Origin of the sequence: Paraburkholderia sp. IMGN_8, from assembly GCF_038050405.1 — a bacterium.
Lineage (GTDB): Bacteria > Pseudomonadota > Gammaproteobacteria > Burkholderiales > Burkholderiaceae > Paraburkholderia.
Genome location: NZ_CP150901.1, coordinates 2,399,133 through 2,419,777 on the forward strand (window position 1 = coordinate 2,399,133; position 20,645 = coordinate 2,419,777).

General features: G+C 63.2%; 18 protein-coding genes. 9 read left to right on the forward strand and 9 right to left on the reverse strand.

Annotation, left to right across the window (positions count from 1 at the left end):
• Window positions 1–12: 12 nt before the first annotated feature.
• The 7 genes from WN982_RS31850 to WN982_RS31880 form a co-directional block, all read right to left on the reverse strand.
• A complete protein-coding gene (locus WN982_RS31850) occupies window positions 13–804 on the reverse strand; it encodes an ATP-binding cassette domain-containing protein (RefSeq protein WP_341316013.1) in 792 nt (263 codons plus the stop codon).
• A gap of 27 nt (window positions 805–831) precedes the next feature.
• Window positions 832–1,587, reverse strand: a complete 756-nt coding sequence (locus WN982_RS31855) for an ABC transporter permease subunit (RefSeq protein WP_341316014.1) — start codon at window positions 1,585–1,587, stop codon at window positions 832–834.
• A gap of 15 nt (window positions 1,588–1,602) precedes the next feature.
• A complete protein-coding gene (locus tag WN982_RS31860; RefSeq protein ID WP_341316015.1) occupies window positions 1,603–2,325 on the reverse strand; it encodes an ABC transporter permease subunit in 723 nt (240 codons plus the stop codon).
• Window positions 2,326–2,425: 100 nt separating this feature from the next.
• Window positions 2,426–3,250 (reverse strand): transporter substrate-binding domain-containing protein, encoded by an 825-nt coding sequence (locus WN982_RS31865; protein WP_341319483.1) that lies wholly within the window; start codon window positions 3,248–3,250, stop codon window positions 2,426–2,428.
• A 326-nt stretch (window positions 3,251–3,576) separates the two neighbouring features.
• Window positions 3,577–4,257: an isoprenylcysteine carboxylmethyltransferase family protein gene (locus WN982_RS31870; protein WP_341316016.1), complete on the reverse strand. Its 681-nt coding sequence runs from the start codon at window positions 4,255–4,257 to the stop codon at window positions 3,577–3,579.
• Window positions 4,258–4,261: 4 nt separating this feature from the next.
• On the reverse strand, window positions 4,262–5,119 hold the full coding sequence (locus WN982_RS31875; protein ID WP_341316017.1) for an arylamine N-acetyltransferase: 858 nt from the start codon (window positions 5,117–5,119) through the stop codon (window positions 4,262–4,264).
• A gap of 503 nt (window positions 5,120–5,622) precedes the next feature.
• On the reverse strand, window positions 5,623–6,303 hold the full coding sequence (locus WN982_RS31880; RefSeq protein WP_341316018.1) for a hypothetical protein: 681 nt from the start codon (window positions 6,301–6,303) through the stop codon (window positions 5,623–5,625).
• Between the two features lie 338 nt (window positions 6,304–6,641).
• Here WN982_RS31880 and WN982_RS31885 point away from each other — a divergent pair, with 338 nt between their 5' ends.
• The 6 genes from WN982_RS31885 to WN982_RS31910 all read left to right on the forward strand — a co-directional run bounded on the left by WN982_RS31885 (window position 6,642) and on the right by WN982_RS31910 (window position 14,588).
• Window positions 6,642–8,165, forward strand: coding sequence for a carbohydrate porin (locus WN982_RS31885; protein ID WP_341316019.1), 1,524 nt, complete (start codon window positions 6,642–6,644; stop codon window positions 8,163–8,165).
• 93 nt (window positions 8,166–8,258) lie between these two features.
• A complete protein-coding gene (locus WN982_RS31890) occupies window positions 8,259–9,410 on the forward strand; it encodes a hypothetical protein (RefSeq protein ID WP_341316020.1) in 1,152 nt (383 codons plus the stop codon).
• A 74-nt stretch (window positions 9,411–9,484) separates the two neighbouring features.
• A complete protein-coding gene (gene efeB, locus WN982_RS31895) occupies window positions 9,485–10,789 on the forward strand; it encodes an iron uptake transporter deferrochelatase/peroxidase subunit (RefSeq protein WP_341316021.1) in 1,305 nt (434 codons plus the stop codon).
• 75 nt (window positions 10,790–10,864) lie between these two features.
• Complete coding sequence (locus tag WN982_RS31900; RefSeq protein ID WP_341316022.1) at window positions 10,865–11,896, forward strand: iron ABC transporter substrate-binding protein; 1,032 nt, start codon at window positions 10,865–10,867, stop codon at window positions 11,894–11,896.
• Window positions 11,897–13,501 carry an iron ABC transporter permease gene (locus WN982_RS31905; protein ID WP_341316023.1) on the forward strand — a complete coding sequence of 535 codons (1,605 nt, stop codon included), beginning with the start codon at window positions 11,897–11,899 and terminating at the stop codon, window positions 13,499–13,501.
• A gap of 28 nt (window positions 13,502–13,529) precedes the next feature.
• The gene (locus tag WN982_RS31910) at window positions 13,530–14,588 is read left to right on the forward strand and encodes an ABC transporter ATP-binding protein (RefSeq protein WP_341316024.1); all 1,059 of its coding nucleotides are present in this window, start codon (window positions 13,530–13,532) and stop codon (window positions 14,586–14,588) included.
• A gap of 82 nt (window positions 14,589–14,670) precedes the next feature.
• Here WN982_RS31910 and WN982_RS31915 read toward each other — a convergent pair whose 3' ends face one another.
• Window positions 14,671–15,564: a LysR substrate-binding domain-containing protein gene (locus tag WN982_RS31915; RefSeq protein WP_341316025.1), complete on the reverse strand. Its 894-nt coding sequence runs from the start codon at window positions 15,562–15,564 to the stop codon at window positions 14,671–14,673.
• Window positions 15,565–15,665: 101 nt separating this feature from the next.
• Here WN982_RS31915 and WN982_RS31920 point away from each other — a divergent pair, with 101 nt between their 5' ends.
• Entirely contained in the window at window positions 15,666–16,586 is a 921-nt protein-coding gene (locus WN982_RS31920) for a DMT family transporter (protein WP_341316026.1), read from the forward strand.
• A 127-nt stretch (window positions 16,587–16,713) separates the two neighbouring features.
• Here WN982_RS31920 and WN982_RS31925 read toward each other — a convergent pair whose 3' ends face one another.
• Window positions 16,714–18,012: an MFS transporter gene (locus WN982_RS31925; protein WP_341316027.1), complete on the reverse strand. Its 1,299-nt coding sequence runs from the start codon at window positions 18,010–18,012 to the stop codon at window positions 16,714–16,716.
• A gap of 188 nt (window positions 18,013–18,200) precedes the next feature.
• Here WN982_RS31925 and WN982_RS31930 point away from each other — a divergent pair, with 188 nt between their 5' ends.
• On the forward strand, window positions 18,201–18,974 hold the full coding sequence (locus tag WN982_RS31930; protein ID WP_341316028.1) for a GntR family transcriptional regulator: 774 nt from the start codon (window positions 18,201–18,203) through the stop codon (window positions 18,972–18,974).
• An 8-nt stretch (window positions 18,975–18,982) separates the two neighbouring features.
• A complete protein-coding gene (gene mdcA, locus WN982_RS31935; RefSeq protein WP_341316029.1) occupies window positions 18,983–20,644 on the forward strand; it encodes a malonate decarboxylase subunit alpha in 1,662 nt (553 codons plus the stop codon).
• The last annotated feature ends 1 nt before the right edge of the window (window position 20,645 follow it).

Here is a 20,645-nt window from a genome sequence, read left to right on the forward strand (position 1 = left end):
TCACGTGGTGAGTTAGCTAGTAGTGCGGTCGTGGTGGCTCGACACGAATTGCCTGAAGCGCTCGGACTTGCATTCGACGAAGACTTCGTCGGGCGTGCCGTCGGCTTCCACCTGGCCTTGATGCAGAAACAACACGCGATTCGACACGTGGCGCGCGAAACCCATTTCGTGCGTCACGACCAGCATCGTGCGGCCTTCTTCGGCGAGCGAGCGCATCACGCGCAATACTTCGCCGACCAGTTCCGGGTCGAGCGCCGAGGTCGGCTCATCGAACAGCATGACCTTCGGATGCATGGCCAAAGCACGCGCAATCGCCACACGCTGTTGCTGGCCGCCAGACAGATGCGCTGGATAGTGGCCGCGCTTTTCCGCGAGGCCCACTTTCGCGAGCAGCGCTTCGGCCTCTTCAACCGATTCGGCACGGCTGCGCTTTTGCACGCGCATCGGCCCTTCGATCAGATTCTCCAGCACGGTCATATGCGACCACAGGTTGAAGTTCTGAAACACCATGCCGAGCTGCGAGCGCACCCGGTCCACCTGGCGGCGGTCGCTCGGTTGCAGTTTGCCGTCGCCGCGGCGCTTCATTTTCAGTTCTTCGCCGGCCAGCGCGACCGAGCCGTCGTCGGGCGTTTCGAGCAGGTTCAGGCAGCGCAGAAAGGTACTCTTGCCGGAGCCGCTCGCGCCGAGAATCGAGATCACGTCGCCTTGATGAGCGTCGAGCGAAATGCCTTTGAGCACGTGATGGTCGCCGAACGACTTATGAATGTTCTTGACCGACAGTGCAACGGGTGCCGTAGCGTTCATGGGAATCTCCACAGGATAAGCGGCCGTTCAGGGCGCGGCGCGACGTGCTTCGGTGGTGGTGGAAACCGGGCGGCTCGGTGCGGTTTGCGTGGGCGCCGCGCGCAGATGGCGCGACAGACGCGTTTCGAGCATGCCGAGCAGGCGCACGATGACGAAATTCAGGAACAGATAGATCAGCGCGGCGCAGATGAACACTTCAGTGGTGCGATACGTTTGCTGAATGATCTGCTGCGCAACGCCAGTCACTTCCCACACGGTGACCAGACTCGCGAGCGCGGTCGATTTGACGAGCAGCACGGCTTCGGTCGAATACGCGGGCAGGCACTGACGCAACGCAATCGGACCGATCACACGGCGCAGCAACGCGAAGCCCGACAGACCGATCGAATAACCCGCTTCGATCTGACCGACCGGCACGGCCATCAACCCGCCGCGAATGATTTCCGCGGTATATCCAGCCGTGCACAACGCGAGCGACAGCACCGCGCACATATACGGCTCGCGCAGCACGGGCCACAGGAAGCTCTCGCGAATCACGCCGAACTGGCCCATCCCGTAGTACACGAGGAACATCTGGATCAGGAGCGGCGAGCCGCGGAACACGAGGATATAAGCTCGCGCAAAGCGATTCGGCAGCCAATGCGGCGACACGCGCATCGTGACGATCACGAGCGAGAGCAAGCCGCCGAGAATCAACGAACAGAAGAACAGCCCGAGTGTGGTCGGCACGGCCGCAATCAGTTGCCGCAGCGTGTCGAGCAGGAAATCGAAGTCGAAATTCATGATGTCCGCTCTTCGTCAGTTGCGCGCGAAGTTGCGCTTGAAGGACCGGCCCACGTGTGCTTCAGCGCGGTTGAAGACCCGGTTCGAGATGCTGGTCATCAGCAGATACAACGCGCCGCCCACCACGAAGAACGTGAAGTATTGATGCGTCGAACCCGCCGCGACCTGGCTTGCACGCAGCAGTTCGGCCAGACCGGTGACGGAAATCAGCGCCGAGTCTTTCAGGCTCAATTGCCACACATTGCCGATGCCGGGCAACGCGAAGCGCAGCACCTGCGGAATCAGGATGCGACGCGCCATTGTCAGCGTCGGCATGCCGATCGAGCGCGCCGCTTCGAGTTCGCCGCGCGACACCGCGAGCACCGCCGAGCGGTACACCTCGGCCTGATACGCGCCGGAAATCATGCCGACCGCGAGCGCGCCGATCACGAATGGCGGCACGCCGACAAAACCCTCCGCGCCAAACCATTGGCCGACGTTGGTCACGAGCGTCGAGCCGCCGAAATAGAACAGATAGATGACGAGCAGTTCAGGCACGCCGCGAAACACGGTGGTGTACAGATCGCCGACGACGCGCAGCGTGCGAAAGCGCGACAGCTTGGCCGCCGCGACGAGCGCGCCAAATACGGCACCGACAGCAAGCGCCGCGAGCGTCAGCGCGACCGTCATCAATGCTGCCAGCAGCAACACGCCGCCCCAGCCTTCCGGCCCGAAGCCGAGCATCTCTATCAGAGCCATTCCCTACCCCTCATCCATTACGACGGATACGACGGATCGAACCAGCCGGCAGGCGCAGCGTGACGCCGCGCCCGCCGCTACAGCTGTACGCGACGACGCATCAAGGCGTGACGTCGGTCTTGAACCACTTGTTGGAGAGTTTCTTGACCGTGCCGTCGGCGAGCGCGGCGCTGATCGCCGTGTCGAACTTCGCTTTCAGATCGGCGTCCTGCTTGCGGAACGCGAGACCTTCGCCCGGACCCCAGATCGGGCCGCCGATCTTCGGGCCGGCCATCACGATCGATGCGGTTTCTTTCTTGTCCATGCTGGCGGCGTAGTAGGTCACGTCGTCGAACGAGGCGTCGATGCGGCCGTTGGCCAGATCCAGATCGCGCTCGGGCGAAGTCTTGTAGACGCGGATCGTGGCGACGTCCTTGAAGCCGTCGTTGATGAACTTGGTGTAGACCGTGCCCGACTGGATGCCGATGGTCTTGCCCTTCAACTGCTTGCGCAACGCGTCGACGGTCGGCTGATCGGTTTTCGGATCGCCCGACAGCTTGACGACCGCGGCGGTCGGCGCGGCCTTCGGCAACACTTTCGCGTCAGTCACGGCGAAAGTCGCGGGTGTGGCGGCGTACGGCTTCGAGAACGCGATGATCTTTTCGCGCTCGGGCGTAATCGAGATCGCATCCATCAGGACGTCGAACTTGCCCGCTTGCAGACCGGGGATCATGCCGTCCCAGTCTTGAGCAACGAGGTTGCACTGCAACTGGATGCGGGCACACAGGTTGGCGACCAGTTCAGGCTCGAAGCCGCCCAGCTTGCCGCCCGGCAAGGTCAGGTTCCACGGCGCGTATCCGCCTTCCAGCGCGATCGTCACTGTCTTCCAGTCTTTCGCCTGCACCGGTGCCGCGAAAATGGTCGCGGCGCCGAGGACGGCGCCCATCAATGCTTTTGCTAACGTCGTGCGCTTGAACTTCACGTCGAAACTCCTTTGATTGAGGAAACCGTCGAGGCGGATTTTTTAACCGCCGCTGAATTTGTATAGACAAGTCTGCATGAGTCAAAAAGCTGTCGCAAGAGGATTTTCTGGAAATCGCTCAAATCATCGGGTAAGCCCCTAGTTGCCCCGTCTTACAAGGCTCTTAAGGAAGTGTTGAAAGGATGGAGGTCGTGCACTGTTCACCACCGCGTGCGTCAGCGCGGTGCGTTTTGTCTAGACAGGTTGGTGCAAAGCGATCGAATGCGCTTCGCGATGGCGCATCCGCGGGCCTACCAGACGAACGGTATAAAGCGGTAGCGCACGCGGGTCATGTAGTCGGCGTAGCCGTCGAGTTGCGATGCCAGCAAGCGCTCTTCACCCACCGCGCGCCAGCCGAGAGCGATCACCATGAGCGGCACGCAAGTGAAACCCCACCACGAACCGAGCAACAGGGGCGTGCCGACGAAGAACAGCAGCGCGGCGGCGTACATCGGGTGACGGACATACGCGTAAGGGCCGCTGTCGACAACCTTGTGACCACGGCTTGTCTGGATTTTCACGACCGGTGCGGCATAGCTGTTCGCCCGGAACACGAAGCGGCACATGAAGATGCAGAGGAACACGCAAAGCGAACCGAAACTCACCAGCGACACCGGCAACGGTGCCGACCAATGGAAGCGCATGGCGTCGAGCCCCATCAGGATCAGCCAACCGCACCACACCAGCGCGACGACGATCATGAAGAAGCGGTCCCAGCGGCTTTGCTGCGCCTGCATGATCGGCGCAAGACGTTCGGCGAGCAAGCCGGGATCGTGGCGCGCCAGCCAGAAGCCGATCCATAGGCTTAGCACGCCTATCTCGAGCAGATACCACCAGGCGGCCGGCCACGCGAGCGTGCCCGCCGCGCCGAATAGCAGCACGCCCATGACGGCCAGCGAGATCAACGTCTGGAAGACGAGGCGCTTGATCATCGTTTCAGGCGGCCGTCGCCGCGGGCTTGCGCACGCGGTCGAATATGCCGGCGATGTCGATGTCGCCGGTGTTCAGGCCGAATTGGTCGCGCAGGCAGGCTGCGAGTTCGTCTGCGGTTTTGAGTTGCCGTTCGCTGATTATTTCGCCATCCGCGGCGCGTTTGTTGAGCTGGTCGTTGAGGAGCGTCAGGCGCGATTGCTCCAGTACACGGCAGACGATCAGGTTGCTCGCGAAGATCGAATCGGGTGAGGTCGAGGTGTACCAGTTGGAGGTTTCGTAGTCGATCCACTCGACTGGGTGCAGATCGAAGCGGTAGATGCGGGACCAGGTTTTGTCTCTCGCCTGCACTTCGAGGTAGAGCGCGTCGTGCGACGCGTCGGCGAGGCGGAAGGTGCCTAGCGGGGTCTGCTGCGCGATGCCTGGGGTTAGGCGTAGGGGCGCTGTTAGTGTCACGCTGCCGAAGCCGACGTCGGCAATCCATTGTGTTTCGTTGTTGTCGTTGTTTCTGTCGAGGTCGACGCTGAGGATCATGTGCGTGCGAGGGGGGATTGCTTCCGGTTCGCGGCCCCACAGGACTCGGCCTATTAGCGGCGTTATTTTGAAGCCTAATTGCTTCAGCACGCTCGCGAAAAGTGCGTTTTGTTCGAAGCAGTAGCCGCCGCAGTTTTGGGTTACCAGCTTTTCTTCTATCGATGGGATGTCCAGGTTTACTGCGCGGCGCGTTAAAGGGTTGAGGTTCTCAAATGGGATCGCTTTAGGGTGGAGCCTGTGCAGCTCTTGCAAGACTTCCAGCGTCGCCGCGCGTGGGCCTTTGTAGCCTATGCGGGTGAAGTAGTTGTCCAGATTCACTGTGTGTGACATCGGTGTCGTCCTTTGGGGCGCCGGGCGCTTATGGGTTTTGCCCTTCGGTGCGGTCTTGGGTGATGATCATAGCTTTTTTGTTGTTCGCCTGCGGTGTTGGCCTTTCCTTGATTTCTTAGTGGTCTATTAGCGTCGCCCCTGTGCGGGGCAGGCACTTACTTTCTTTGCCCACCAAGTGGACTTCCTTCGGGGCGCCGCCGCAAAGAAAGTAAGCAAAGAAAGCAGCTTCACACCGCTAACCCTTAAGCGGGTCCCCTGGCCTGGAGGAGGCAGTGGAGCATCTGGAATCGGTGTTCTCGCACACTCCGCGCTGGTGACAAGGCAGTCATACTTCCGGCGGCGCTGCGCGCGCCGCAGCGGTGCTTCATTAAACCGCCCGGCGCTTTTGGCGCCTGCGCCTGGTTCGGCTCGCGGGCTCGCGCTGCGCCCGCCGTGAAGCACTTCCTCATACCGCTCTAGCAGGGTCCCGCCCTGCCGGGCGAAACCCCGCCGTTTAATCTGTTTTACTGCCCGCCCTTCAACGCCGCCGTCGCTATCGACGGTACGCTGATGCCCTGGCTCGATGCGAACTGCACCGCCGAGCTGAGCGTCGACATCAAGGATTGCAATTGCCCCGGCGCGGACTGCGCTATATATGATGCGGCCTGCGCGGTCTGTGGATTCATCGCCGCCTGCAATAGCGACGAGGGGTTCATCTGGCCAATGCCGCCCAGCCCGGACTGCAAGCTCGAATACTGGCTCACGCCCTTGCCTAACGACGACAAGCCGTCCGTGAACGCCTGCTTGTTCACCGGTGTCGCCGGCGCCGCGCCGCTCGCGCGGTTCGTGAATGCCTGGGTCAGCGTCTGCGATAACGATTGCTGCGTACCGCCCATTTGCGTCAATTGACTCACCGACGGCGTTCCACCACTCAACAATCCCGCCGCCTGTTGCGCCTGGCCCGCCGCGCTGCTCAAACCCATCGCCGATGCAAGACTCGATTGCCCATTCAGTACCTGCTGGTTCGCGCCGACGTACGTCTGCAGCAACTGCGACACACCACCCGATGACGCCGTCGCGCCAGCATCCGCCGAACTGTCGCCGCCTATGCCGAACTGCTTCAGATTCAACTGCGCGCTCGATACGCCACTCACCAGCAAACCACCACTAGCAAGCAACGAAAGCAAAAGCATGCGTTTCTTCATATCTATCTCCTGACATTGGTCTTCCGAGGTACTCGTGCGCTTCGACACCCCCTCATGCCACACGTTCGATATGACTTAAACCATACTGAAACATTACATATTTATTCCGTTTAAATTACATTCAAATGCCGTTTCGCAGCAGTGCGTAAATATCAGTATTACATCTCAGTAATATTGATGCGAATCGTTCTCATTTGTGTTGACGCACCCATTCCGCATGCGTACGATCTCGCCATCTGCTGCATCCGGCGTCGCGAACCGATGCGGCAAATCGCAGGCACGCAGTCATATAGCGCCGCGATGGTTAGATCAGTCGATACAACACAATAAGGATTTCGATGAAGTTCGCCCAGTCCAACGGATCCGCCGCTCACGCGCGCTCACTCCGGGATGCCGATCCGTACGGCCGCGCCGTACGCCGCTCTCGTCTGCCTTCAATGCGGCGCGCCGCCCTCTGCACCGCTTTCGCATGGGCCTCGCTGACAGCCGGCGCGGCCATGGCCGAAGCCAATCCCGATGCCGCGCCGGAAGCGCCGGAAGCCGACCTGAATATCCAGGCGACCCAAACGAGCCAGTGGACCGGTTTCTGGAATCGCCAGACCATGCTCGGCGACATGGGCGGTCTGCGCCCCTGGCTCGGCAAATACGGCGTGACATTCGCGCTGACCGAAACCAGCGAACTTCTCGGCAACGTGCGCGGCGGCCTCGATCGCGGCGTCGCCTACGACGGTCTGACGACGGCCACGGTACAGGTCGATACGCAAAAAGCCTTCGGCTTGCCGGGCGGCCAGTTCAACGTCAGCGCACTGCAAATCCACGGTCGCAATCTGAGTTCCGACAAGCTCGGCACGCTGAATACGGCGAGCGGTATCGAAGCGCAGGATACAACCCGTCTGTGGGAACTCTGGTATCAGCAGTCGTTCCTGAACAAGCGCGTCGACGTCAAGATCGGTCAGCAAAGTATCGACCAGGAATTCATCACCAGCACGTATTCGGCGCTGTTCGTCAATACGATGTTCGGCTGGCCCGCCCTGCCGTCCTACGACATGCCCAATGGCGGCCCGGCTTATCCGCTGTCGGCCCTCGGCGTGCGCGTGCGCGGTCAGATCACGCCTTCGTTGACGGCGCTCGCGGGCGTGTTCGACGGCGATCCGCTCGGCAACAATCCCAACAATAAGAGCGGCACCAACTTCAACCTGCATAACGGCGCGTTGTTCATCGGCGAATTGCAGTACGCCATCAACCAGCCGGCCGACGGCGAAATGGTCGGCGCGGGCGGCGGCGGTTTGCCGGGCACCTACAAGATCGGTGTCTGGTACAACAACGGCAGCTTCGCGGATCTGCGCTACGACAACACTGGTTTGTCGCTGGCGAATCCGGCAAGCACCGGCATCGCCGCGAAGCGCCGTGGCGACTACAGCGTCTACGCGGTAGCCGACCAGATGATCTGGCGTCCGAACCCGGACGAAGCGCGCAGCCTCGGCGTGTTCGCCCGTGTGATGGGCGCGCCGGGCGACCGCAACCTGGTGAGCGTCGCAGCCAACCTCGGCATCGTGCTGAAAGCGCCGTTCGCAGGCCGCGACAACGACAGCGCTGGCCTCGCGCTGACGTACATCAAGGTCGGCAGCCACGCACACGAACTCGATCAGGATAACCTGGCATTCAGCGGCGGCCCGTACGGCGTGCGCACCAGCGAAACCGCGCTCGAAGCGACCTACCAGTACCAGGTTAATCCGTGGTGGACGCTGCAAGCCGACGCGCAATACACGTTCAACGCCGGCGCCGGCCAGAATCCGAGCGATCCGACGCAGCCGCTGCGCAACACGTTCGTCATCGGCGTGCGGACCAACATCACGTTCTGACGCCGTTAGCGCCATTTACACAGGCTCCCAATCCATCATGCTTTCGAACATGACCGCATTCACCGCTTTGTGCGCAGGCACGGAGGCTCATTCATGAACAATCGCACGCGCAAATTTTCGCCGCACGCCGCGCGGGCCCTGATCGCCGTCACTGTCAGCGCCGCTGCATTCGCGACGGCCGGCAGCGCGCACGCCGAGCCGCAGGGTTTCCTTGAAACCGTCAAGCATCACACCACGCTGATCAACACCGTGCCGGAAAACGGCGACCAGAATCCGTACGCGGTCGTGGTCGCGCCGGTCACGGCAGGCACCGTCAAGCAAGGCGACGTGCTGGTCGGCAACTTCAACAACTCGACCAATCTGCAAGGCACCGGCAGCACGATCGTCAACTATCACCCGGACACGAAGCAGATGACGGTGTTCGCCACGGTGCCGCGCGATCTGAAGGAATGCCCGGGCGGCATCGGCCTGTCGACCGCGATGACGATGCTCAAGTCGGGCTACGTGATCGTCGGCAGCACGCCGAGCAACGACGGCACCACCGGCACCAAGGGCGCCGGCTGTCTGATCGTGATCGATCCGAACGGCAAGGTCGCCTCGAGCATCGTCAGCCCGAACATCAACGATCCGTGGGGCAACATGGCGGTCGTCGATAACGGCAGCAGCGCGACGCTGTTCGTCAGCAACGCCGGCTTCGGCGTGGGCGACGCGAACGGCAATCCGCCGGTATTCAAGCAGGCCACCGTGCTGCGTCTGGACCTCGACGTGCCGGCCGGTAAGCCGCCGGTCGTGAAGAAGGAAACGGTCGTGGGCAGCGGCTTCGGCGCGCAGGCCGACAAGGGCGTGTTCCTCGTCGGTCCGACCGGCCTCGCGCTGTCGGCCGATCAGAAACTACTGTACGTGTCCGATGCGATCGGCAACCGCGTCACCGAAATCGACGATCCGATGACGCGTGACACCAGCGCCGGCGTCGGCCGCCAGTTGACCGCCGACGGCCTGCTGCATCGACCGCTGGCAATGGTCACCGCGCCCAACGGCCACCTGCTGGTCACGAATGCGTTGAACGGCCAGGTCGTCGAAATCGATCCGGCCAGCGGCAAGCAACTCTACGCCCGCTGGATCGACACCGACAAGGCGCAATCGCCTCCCGGCAACGGCGACCTGTTCGGCATCGCGATGACACCGGAAGGCGACGGTTTCTATTACGTGCAGGACGACGTGAACACGCTGGTGCTGGCGAAGTAAGTGACGCAACCAGGCGACGCAGATAAACGACGCAAACCCCGCAAAACCCAAGGCCAAATAAAGGCTAAGTAACCATGGCAAACGATCATCCGTCGCGGCCTGCAAGGCGCGGCTTTCTCAAAGCGGGCGGCGCAGCGGTAGCGGCCGGTGCGAGCCTCGGCGCGGGTCTGGGTACGCCCCAGGCCGCGCTCGGCAAGACGCCCGCGCACAATGCCGATCCGCAAATGGCAGTCGAGCCGTTCTATGGCGCGCATCAAGGCGGCATCGTCACGCCGCAGCAGAGTCACACGTACGTGGCCGCGCTCGATCTGACCACCGACAAGCGCGACGACGTCATCGCGCTGCTGCGTGCCTGGACCGACGCCGCCGCACGCCTGACGCAAGGCGCCACGGCCGCGCCGTTGCCCCCGGGCGACGTGGGCGGAGACAAGGCCGCGCCCGATTCCGGCGATGTGCTCGGTCTCGGCCCCGCCGGTTTGACAATCACGTTCGGCTTCGGCCCGGGCCTCTTCACGCATGAAGGCAAGGACCGCTACGGCCTCGCTGCGCGCCGCCCTGCCGCGCTTGTCGATCTGCCGCGTTTTAACGGCGACCAGCTGATCGCCGAGAAAACCGGCGGCGACCTGTTCATCCAGGCATGTGCGAACGATCAGCAAGTCGCTTTCCACGCGGTGCGGCAACTGGCACGCCTCGGCTACGGTGTCGCGACCATGCGTTGGGGCCAGTCCGGCTTCCTGTCGGGTCCGCGCGGTCAGACGCCGCGCAATCTGATGGGCTTCAAGGACGGCACCAATAATCCGTCGACCGCCAAGCCGCAGTTGATGAACGAGTTCGTGTGGGCCGGCGCCACTGCCGACGCACCGTGGATGGAAGGCGGCACCTACACCGTCGTGCGCCGCATCCGTATCACGCTCGAACACTGGGACAACACCGAACTGGGTTTCCAGGAACAGGTGTTCGGCCGTCACAAGTACAGCGGCGCGCCGATCGGCAAGAAGAACGAGTTCGACCCGGTGGACCTCAAGGAAGAGGACAAGGACGGCAATCCTGTCATTCCGGAGAACTCGCACGTGCGTCTGTCGAATCAGGCGAGCAACAACGGTGCGCAGATTCTGCGCCGCTCGTACTCGTACAACGAGGGCACGAACTTCTACATCGAGCGCTGGCCGCCATGGCGCCAGGAAACCGAATACGACGCGGGACTGATTTTCGTCGCCCACCAGAGCGATCCGCGTACCGGCTTCATTCCGATCAACGACAAGCTCGCGAAGTTCGACATGATGAACCAGTTCACGACGCACGTAGGCAGCGCGGTATTCGCGGTGCCGCCGGGCGCGAAGCCGGGTTCGTATATCGGCGCGGGGCTGTTCGAGACATAATGGCAGCCGCCAGACGATCAGCAAAATAAGCAGCAGAGAAGATCAACTATTACATCATCTATGGACTTTAGGATCATGGCTCATTCCTGGTTTGTCACCCGCCTGCGCATCGTCAGCAGCGCAGGCGCGCTCACGCTGGCCGCACTCGGCACCGCACCGACGGCGGCTCACGCTGCGTCGATCACGCTGTACAACGCGCAGCACGAACAGGTCGTCAATCTGCTCGCCAAAGACTTCGAAAAGCAGTCCGGCATTTCGGTGAAGATCCGCAACGGCGAAGGCCCGGCGATGGCCGCGCAACTCGTCGCGGAAGGCGCCGCCACGCCCGCCGACGTGTACTTCACGGAAAACTCGCCCGAGCTGACGCTGCTCGAAGAGAAAGGCCTCTTGAACAAGGTCGACGGCTCGACCCTCGCCACCGTGCCGGCGCGCTTCAACTCGCCGACCGGCGCGTGGGTCGGCGTGACCGCGCGTGAAAGCGTGCTGGCCTACAACACGAGCAAGCTGCAAGCATCGCAACTGCCGCAATCGCTGTTCGACCTGGTCAAGCCGGAATGGAAAGGCAAGGTCGGCATTGCACCGAGCGACGCCGACTTCCTGCCGCTCGTGAGCGCCGTACTCGCGCTGAAGGGCGAAGCGCAAACCGTCCAATGGCTGAAGGGCCTGAAAGCCAACGCGCAGATTTTCGACGACGAAGAAGGCGTGGTCGCCGCCGTCAATCGCGGCGGCGTGGCCACCGGTGTGGTCAACAACTACTACTGGGACCGTCTGCACGCCGAACTCGGCGACGCGAAAACCCGCAGCGCGGTTCATCACTTCGGCAACGGCGATGTCGGCGCGCTGGTGAACGTGTCGGGCGCGGCAGTGCTGAAGTCCGCGCACAACACGGACGGCGCGCAGAAGTTTCTCGCCTATCTGGTCAGCGAACGCGCGCAAAAGTTGATGGCGAACAGCCACGTCATGTTCGAATATCCGCTGCATGCGGGCGTCGCGCCGGACCCGATCCTCAAGCCGTTCGCCGAACTGAGCCCGCCGTCGCTGACGATCCAGCAACTCGGCGACGACAGCCAGGCCGGCAAGCTGCTGCGTCAGGCAGGCTTGCTGTAAATGAGCGATGCCGTGTCAGCCGGGCCACCGGCTGTAACTCCCACCCCGGCGCGCGCCCACTCGCGCGCGCCGCGCGGTTTGTTTGCGGCAGCAACACTCAGCGCTTTGCTGGTGTTGCTGCCGATTGCGTTTACCTTCTGGCGGGCGGCAAGCTTCGGGATCGGCGAGGCGGTCGACCTGATAGTCCGGCCATTGGTGGGTGAACTGCTGGTCAACACGCTGCTGATCGCCGTGTCGACCACGCTTGTCTCCGCTGTCATCGGCACGGCGGCCGCATGGTTCGTCGAACGCACGCATTTGCCGGGACGCCGTGCGTGGGCCGTGCTCACTGCCGCGCCGCTCGCGATGCCGGCCTTCATCTCGAGCTATGCGTGGGTGTCGTTGAGTCTCGATTTACAGGACTTCGCGGGGGCGTTGCTGGTGCTGACGTCCGCGTACTTCCCGCTGGTCTATCTGCCGGTGGCCGCCGCGTTGCGCGGCATGGACCCGGCGCTCGAAGAAAGCGCGCGCGCGCTCGGCTGCAACCGCTGGACAACTTTCATTCGCGTGGTGCTGCCGCAATTGCGCCCGGCGCTGCTCGGCGGCATGTTGCTGGTTGCGCTCGGCGTGCTGTCCGAATTCGGCGCGTTCACGCTGCTGCGCTTTCGCACATTCACGACGCAAATCTACGCGGAATATCGCACCAGTTTCGATGGCGGCGGTGCTTCGCTGCTCGCCTGCCTGCTGATCGTGATCTGCCTTATCGTGCTCGCGTTCGAGTTCCGTGTGCGCGGCGCGGCGCGTTATGAACGCTTCGATCGCGGCACGCGTCGCGCGGTGCTGCGCTACGAACTCGGCGCATGGCGCTGGATCGTGGTGGCCGGCTTCGCCGCGCTGGCGATCGCAACGCTCGGCGTGCCGCTCGGCATGATCGGCTACTGGCTCACGCAGCCGGGCGCTGCCGCCGTCACACCGGCTGACGTGTCACCCGAGTTGCTGTTCAACGCGACGATCTCGTCGCTTGGATTCGGCCTCGCCGCCGCGGCACTGACCACGCTGCTGGTCCTGCCGCTCGCGTTCCTGCTGGTGCGCTATCCGACGCGTTTCGCGACGCTGTTCGAACGCACGGTGTTTCTCGCCCAAGGCATTCCGGGTCTGGTGATCGCGCTGGCGATCGTCTCGCTCGCGGTGCACGCACTGCAACCGCTTTATCAAAGCACGACACTGCTGATCATCGCATATGCGATCCTGTTCATGCCGGTTGCGTTGGTGAGTGTGCGCGCCGCCCTGATGCAGGCACAACCGCGCCTTGAAGAGACAGCCCGCGCGCTCGGCCTCGGCTGGTCGCAGACTGTGTTCCGCGTGTTGTTGCCGCTTGCCGGCCCGGGGCTCGGCGCCGCAGCGGCGATGGTGTTCATCTCGGTCGTCACCGAACTCAACGCGACGTTGCTGCTCTCGCCCATCGACACCCAAACGCTCGCGACACAAGTCTGGGCCGACACGTCGACGATGGCCTTCGCCGCCGCCGCGCCGTATGCGGCACTGCTAACCGGCATTTCGCTGTTCGCCTCCGGCCTGCTGTTCGCGCTGCTCGGCAAATCGGCGCTGCTCGGCGAACGCAGTTGACGCACCTCGCTTTTCTCATCGGATTCTCATGAGCGAACTTCGTATCCGCGGACTGCAAAAATCGTTCGACGGCCATCCGGTGCTGCACGGCATCGATCTGTCCATCGAGCGCGGCACGCTCCTCGCGCTGCTCGGGCCATCCGGCAGCGGCAAGACCACTTTGCTGCGCCTCTTGTGCGGCTTCGAACGCGCGGACAGCGGCACCGTCGAAATCGACGGGCGCCGCGTGGCCGGCGAGAACCTGCATGTCCCGTCCGAACAACGCCGCATCGGCTACGTGCCGCAGGAAGGCGCGCTGTTTCCGCATCTTTCCGTGGCGGACAACATCGTGTTCGGCCTGCCGCGCGCGCAACGCCGTGCGCGTCATCGCGTGGCCGAATTGCTCGAGCTGGTCGGCTTGCCGGCGAACTTCGGCGAGCGCGCGCCGCAGCAACTGTCCGGCGGGCAGCAGCAGCGTGTCGCACTGGCGCGAGCGCTCGCGCCCTCGCCGACGCTGGTGATGCTCGACGAACCGTTTTCGTCGCTCGACGCGGCATTGCGGCTTGAAACGCGGCAAGCGGTGGTGAGCGCGCTGGCCGCGACCGGCGCGACAGCCGTGCTGGTCACGCACGATCAGTCGGAAGCGCTATCGCTCGGCCATGAAGTCGCAGTGCTATGGCAAGGCAAGCTGATTCAGACAGCGACGCCGGAGACCTTGTATCGGCGGCCTGTCACGCGAGAACTGGCGTCGTTTGTCGGCGAGGCGGTGTTGTTGCCGGGCGTGGTCGAACAGGATCGCGTGACGTGCGAATTGGGTGAACTGCCCTTATGCGCGCCGATGGGTCATGGCGCCGTCGACGTGATGGTGCGCCCTGAACAGATCCGTCTGCTGCGCGCGGACGAAACGATGCCGAATGGTGCGGCGTCGTATGAAGCTGTCGTGCAGGACGTGATCTTCCAGGGGCAGGACGCAGGTGTTTCGCTGCAATTGCAGTCGCCCGCGCAGACCGTGGTGCGCGCGCGCGTGCCGGGCTACCTGACGCCGCGGCCGGGCGAGCATGTGCGGCTCGCCGTCGACGGTGATGTGACGGCCTATGCCCGCGGATAATTGACACAAATAAGTGACAAAAATAAGCGACGCAACCAAGCAACACAGTTAAGCGACGCTGCGATGCGTTACCTATCAGCCGTTACGCGGACGCCGCCACACCGGGCGCGCGCGTCTGCGGACGCAGCGACAAGTCCTGCACCATCTGCGCGGCCAGATAGTCGCACGTGGGCCGGTCCGATTTGGCGCTGCGCGCCACCACGATTTCCAGCGGCGCGATTCTCGGCAAACCTTGCGCTTCGCCGAGAATCGCCAGCCGCGACGGCACGCTGCAACGCGTCAGCGCAATCACCGACAATCCCGCATCCACGGTCGCCACGAGACCCATCAGACTCGCGCTGCTGAACGCGGCCCGATAACGGATTCGCGCGCCGTCGAGTGCCGCCAGCGTATGCTGCCGCGCGACACATCCAGGCTCGTAGAGTCCCACCGGCAACGGCGACGCCGCCAGCACCGGTGTATCCACCGAAGCCCCCACCCACACCATCGGCTCGCTGCGCACGAATTCGCCGCGCAACTTGCGGTCGCGCGTGACGAAGGCGAGATCGATCTTGTTATCGGCCAGCATCGGCGCGAGCGACGTGCTCTGCGCGCAGACGATCTCGATCTCCACGTGCGGATACAGATTCGAAAAGCGCCGCAATACCGGCGACAGCAACGACGACACGTAGTCGTCCGGCGCGCCGAGCACCACGCGCCCGGTCACCTCGGGCCGCACGATCGCCGACCATGCTTCCTCATGCAAAGCCAGCACTCGCCGCGCGTACTCGAGCAGCGTGTTGCCGGGCCGCGTGAGCGAGAGATTGCGCGTGTTGCGGGCGAACAGCGTGGTGCCGAGCATGGTTTCGAGCCGCTTGATCTGCATGCTGACCGCCGCCTGCGAGCGGTGCACGGTTGCCGACGCCTTCGTGAAGCTGCCCGTTTCCACCACCGCGAGGAAAGTCCGCAGCAGATCGACGTCGAATTCGGGGTGCATGATTTATCAATCCAGCTTATGGAATTTCTCAATTTAATTCGTTTGTCGGTGCCATGCAAGCCACGCGATACTTGGGACTCACTGCCACGGAGCCGCTTCGCATGTCCCTCACCCCACGTCAACAAGGCGCCATCACGCTGGCCAGCGGCGGGCTATTGATGGGCACGCTCGGCATCTTCGTCGAGGAAGCGCGGCTCGGTGCGCTCACGCTGGTGTTCTTTCGCTGCCTGTTCGGTTTTCTTGCGCTGGCCGCGTATTGCGCGTGGAAGGGCTTTTTCACGCGCCAGCATTTCACGCGGCGCACCGTCGTGCTGGCGCTGATCTCCGGCCTGTTGATGGTCACGCAGTGGGTCGGCTTCTTCGATGCGATTCATCGCACCAGCATCGCGGTCGCGACGGTTGTGTTTCACGTACAGCCATTCTGGGTCGTGCTGATCGGCGCGGCGCTCTTCAACGAGCGACTCGGGATGGACCGGCTCGGCTGGATCGCGACTGCGTTCGTCGGGCTCATACTCGCGTCGGGCGTCGCGGCGACCGACAATCTGCAAGGACACACGAGCTATCTGATCGGCATCGGCGAAGCGTTGGCAGGCTCGGTGCTGTATGCGAGCGTCACGCTGATCGCCAAAGGGCTCGGCAGTTTACGGCCGCACCTGCTGACGCTCGCACAGTGCTTTGTCGGCGTGGTGTGTCTGCCGTTCATTGCGCCGCTCACCGCCGTGCATATCGGGCCGATGCAGTGGTTCTGGCTGGTCGGCATGGGTGTGCTGCACACGGGGCTGTCGTATGTGCTGATTTACGGCGCGCTGCCCAAGCTGACGACGCCGGTCATCGCCGTGTTGCTGTTCGTGTATCCGCTGACGGCGATTGTCGTCGATGCCGTCGTGTATGGGCGGGCGCTGTCGTTGCCGCAACTCGCGGGCATGGCGTTGATTGTCGTCGCGAGTCTGGGCGTCAATCTCGGCTGGCCACTGCTTTCGATGTTGCGGCCCGGTGGACGGGCGCGGCATCACGCCGATTGAGTTTCAGCCGCGCTGCGTGCAGGCGGACCGCGCGCGCGTGGACTTTCAGATGCTGCTGGCGTTGAAGGCGTTGAACGAAACACCGGGCGTTGCGCCCGGTGTTTTTAGTCGTCGTAGTGAAAGCACCTCACTGCGGCAACACCTCCCCCTTCGTCTCCGGCGCAAACGGAATCACGAACAACCCGACGACAAACGCCAACGCCGTTAGCGCCACCGGCACGCCGAGCGTATGCATATGCAGCACGGCCGCCCCTAGCAAAAAGTTGACGCCCGCGCCGACAAACCGCCCGAACGACGTGCAGAACGCGAACGCTGTCGCCCGCACGCGGGTCTCGAACTGCTCCGGCAGCCACAAGCTGAACAACGCGAAATTACCGCCGAAAAATCCCAGCACGAAGAGCCACGCGATGAACGGCGCAAGCCCATTGGGCAGATAGAACGCCCAGCCGAAACTGCCGGCGATCGACACCGCCATACCCGTGAAGTAAACCGCCAGCGTCTTCTTGCGGCCAATGCGTTCGGCCAGCAGCGGCAACGCGAGACAGCCGAGAATCGTCGCAATCGACAGCAAGCCGGTGGCCAGCGACGCGGTTCTGATCGCATCGTTCTTCGCCATGCCGGCTTTCGTCGCCAGTTGAATCACCGCGGACGGCTCGTACACCGCGCCCGCCCACAAACCGACGATGGCGATCGTCAGCAGAATGCACGCGACCCACGTGCGGCGCCGGTAAGCCGGCCCGAGAATCTCACTCAGCGGCTTGGTGCGCACGGTGCGCGCTTCGGCTTTCTGCCACTTCTCCGACTCTTTCACGCGCAGCAAGATCAGAATCGCCACCACCACCGGCACCGCTCCAGTCAGGAACATCGCGCGCCAGCCGTAATGCACGCCGACCGTGTAATTGAGCGCCGCGGCCAGAAAGAAGCCGGCGTAGTAGCCCGTTTGCAGATAACCCGCGCCCATCTTGCGGCGATCTTCGGGCCACGACTCGGCCACATACGTGCCCGCCAACGCCCACTCGCCGCCAATGCCGACGCCGGCAATGAAGCGGTAGATGCCGAGCTCCCACACGTTGTGCGACGTCGCGGCGAGCCCCGTAAAAATGGCGAACGTGAAGATCGTGCCGGCCAGCACCTTGGTGCGTCCAAAGCGGTCGGCGAGCGGTCCCCAGATAAACGACAACCCCCACCCGACCAGAAACAGCGCGAACAGAATCGAACCGGCAAGGCCCACGTTCGCGGGTGTCGCCGCATAGCCCGAGCGCGGCAATAATTCGGTCAAGGCCGGAGTCAGCACGAGCGCATAGATGAACGAGTCCATCCCGTCGAGCGTCCAGCCGGCCCAAGCTCCCCAAAAACCTACAATCTGCGAACGATTGAGCGGCGTGCGACGCCGTGCAACCGACATGCGGTCGGTCAGTGAATTCATCATGCTCCTCCGGTCCTGCAAGTTGGCGTACTTTCGTACATATCGGGAACAACGGGATGGCGCGTTTGTGATGGAGTTGAAGTGCCGTGTTGCAACCACGGCGAGGGACATGGCCAGCGGTCTGCTGGAAAACATTCCGGGTTTGCCCACCTGTAAAACGCGTCTTTTTATATATAATATTTGATCTTATGAGCGACGCAACAGATGGTTTTCCCCTGGACGCCCCGGCGCGCACCCCGCTTCTGCCTGCGGCGGCGCCGCGCGAAAGCACGTCCCGCGTGATCGCGGAGGCGCTGCGCGCGGCGATTGTCGACGGTACGCTGGCGCCTGGCGCGCCGCTGCGGCAAGACGCCATTGCGCGGCATTTCTCCGTCAGCGCCATTCCTGTGCGCGAGGCGCTGCGCCAGCTGGAAAGCGAAGGCTGGGCGAAAGCCGCGGTGCATAAAGGCGCAACCGTCGCGCCGCTGTCGGCGGATGAAGCGCGTGAGATCTACGAGATCCGTTCGGCGCTGGAGAGCCTCGCCATCGGCCTCGCGATTCCGAATCACACCGCCGCCACGCTGCGCGAATCCGCGGACCTGTGCCGCGCAGCCGAGCGTGAAGCCGACCCGTCGCTGTACGTCACGCGCAACGCCGCGTTCCACATAAGCCTGTATGCGCCCGCCGCCCGTCCGCAACTGGAGGACATGATCGGCGCGTTGCATCGGCGCGGCGAACGGTATCTGCGGCTGAAGTTCGGGCTGCCGTCGTACAAGGGCGAATCCGACGAGGAACACACCGCCTTGCTCGACGCGGTGCAACGCCGCGATGTTCCAGCTGCGCAAGCGCTGGTGGTCGCGCATTTGCTCGGCACTGGCGACCTGCTCTACCGTTTCCTGACTGAACGCGCACAGGCGGAAGCCGCGCTAGCGAATCAACCCAAGCCGCGCGCAAGACGCACGCGCACCACCTCCGGGAGCTGAATCCGCCGATGAACCGATCCGCCGAAGCGTCACCCCCAACCCGTTCATGGACCACGCGCCGCGACGAAAAGAACCGGCGCCTGGCCGCCATTGCATCGTGGCTGGAAGACGGCGTACTGCCGACCCACCGCATCGTCGATGCGCTCGAAACGTTGATTCAACCCGGCGACCGCGTCGCGCTCGAAGGCGACAATCAGAAGCAGGCCGACTTCCTGTCGCGCTCGCTCGCCAAAGTGGATGCACAAAAGATTCACGACGTGCATCTGCTGATTTCAAGCATCAGCCGTCCTGAACATCTGACGCTGTTCGAACGCGGTATTGCGCACAAGGTCGATTTCTCATTCGCTGGACCTCAGAGCTTGCGGGTCGCGCAACTGCTCGAAGACGGCCAGCTGGAAATCGGCGCGATCTACACGTACGTCGAGTTGTACGCGCGGATGTTCGTCGATCTGACGCCGCACGTCGCGCTACTGTGCGCGGAGAAAGCCGACCGTCACGGCAATCTGTACACCGGCCCGAATACCGAAGACACGCCGACGATCGCCGAAGCCGCCGCGTTCCGGCACGGCATCGTGATCGTTCAGGTCAATGAGATCGTCGATGAACTGCCGCGCGTCGACATTCCGGGTTCGTGGGTCGACGTGGTCGTGCAAGCTGACCGGCCGTTCGCCGTCGAGCCGCTCTTCACGCGCGATCCCCGGCATATCGGCGACTTGCAGGTGCTCACTGCGATGATGGTGATTCGCGGCATCTACGCGCCGTACGGCGTGACGTCGCTGAATCACGGCATCGGCTTCGACACCGCGGCGATCGAATTGCTGCTGCCCACCTACGGCGAATCGCTCGGCCTGAAAGGCAAGATCTGCCGCAACTGGACCCTCAACCCGCATCCCACGTTGATCCCCGCGATCGAATCGGGTTGGGTTGAAAGCGTGCATTGCTTCGGCAGCGAAGTCGGCATGGAGGCGTATATCGAAGCGCGGCCGGACGTATTTTTCACCGGCAGCGACGGCAGCCTGCGTTCGAACCGCGTGCTGTGCCAGTTGGCCGGACAATACGGCGTCGATCTGTTTATCGGCTCGACGCTGCAGATCGACGCGGACGCGAATTCATCGACGGTGACGCGTGGGCGCCTCGCGGGTTTCGGCGGTGCGCCGAACATGGGTCACGATCCACGCGGCCGGCGTCATTCGAGCGAAGCGTGGCTCAAGCTGCTGAAGAATCAAGGGCCGGTCTCGCGCGGCCAGAAGCTGGTCGTGCAGATGGCCGAAACATACAAGAAAGGCGGCGAGCCGACTTTCGTCGATGAACTCGATGCGATCGCGGTCGGCGCGCAAAGCGGCATGCCGATCGCACCCGTGATGATTTACGGCGACGACGTGAGCCATGTGGTCACCGAGGAAGGCATCGCGCATTTGCACAAGGCCGAAGGGATCGACGAGCGGCGCGCGGCACTGGCAGCGGTGGCGGGCGTGACCCCGATCGGGCTGCGTGCGAAGCCGGAAAAAACGGCCGAGTTGCGCAGGCGCGGCATCGTTGCGTATCCGGAAGATCTGGGCATTCGTCGCGGCGAAGCGAAGCGTTCATTGCTGGCCGCACGCAGCATCGACGATCTGGTGACGTGGTCGGGCGGGCTTTACGCGCCGCCGGCGCGCTTCAGGAGCTGGTAAC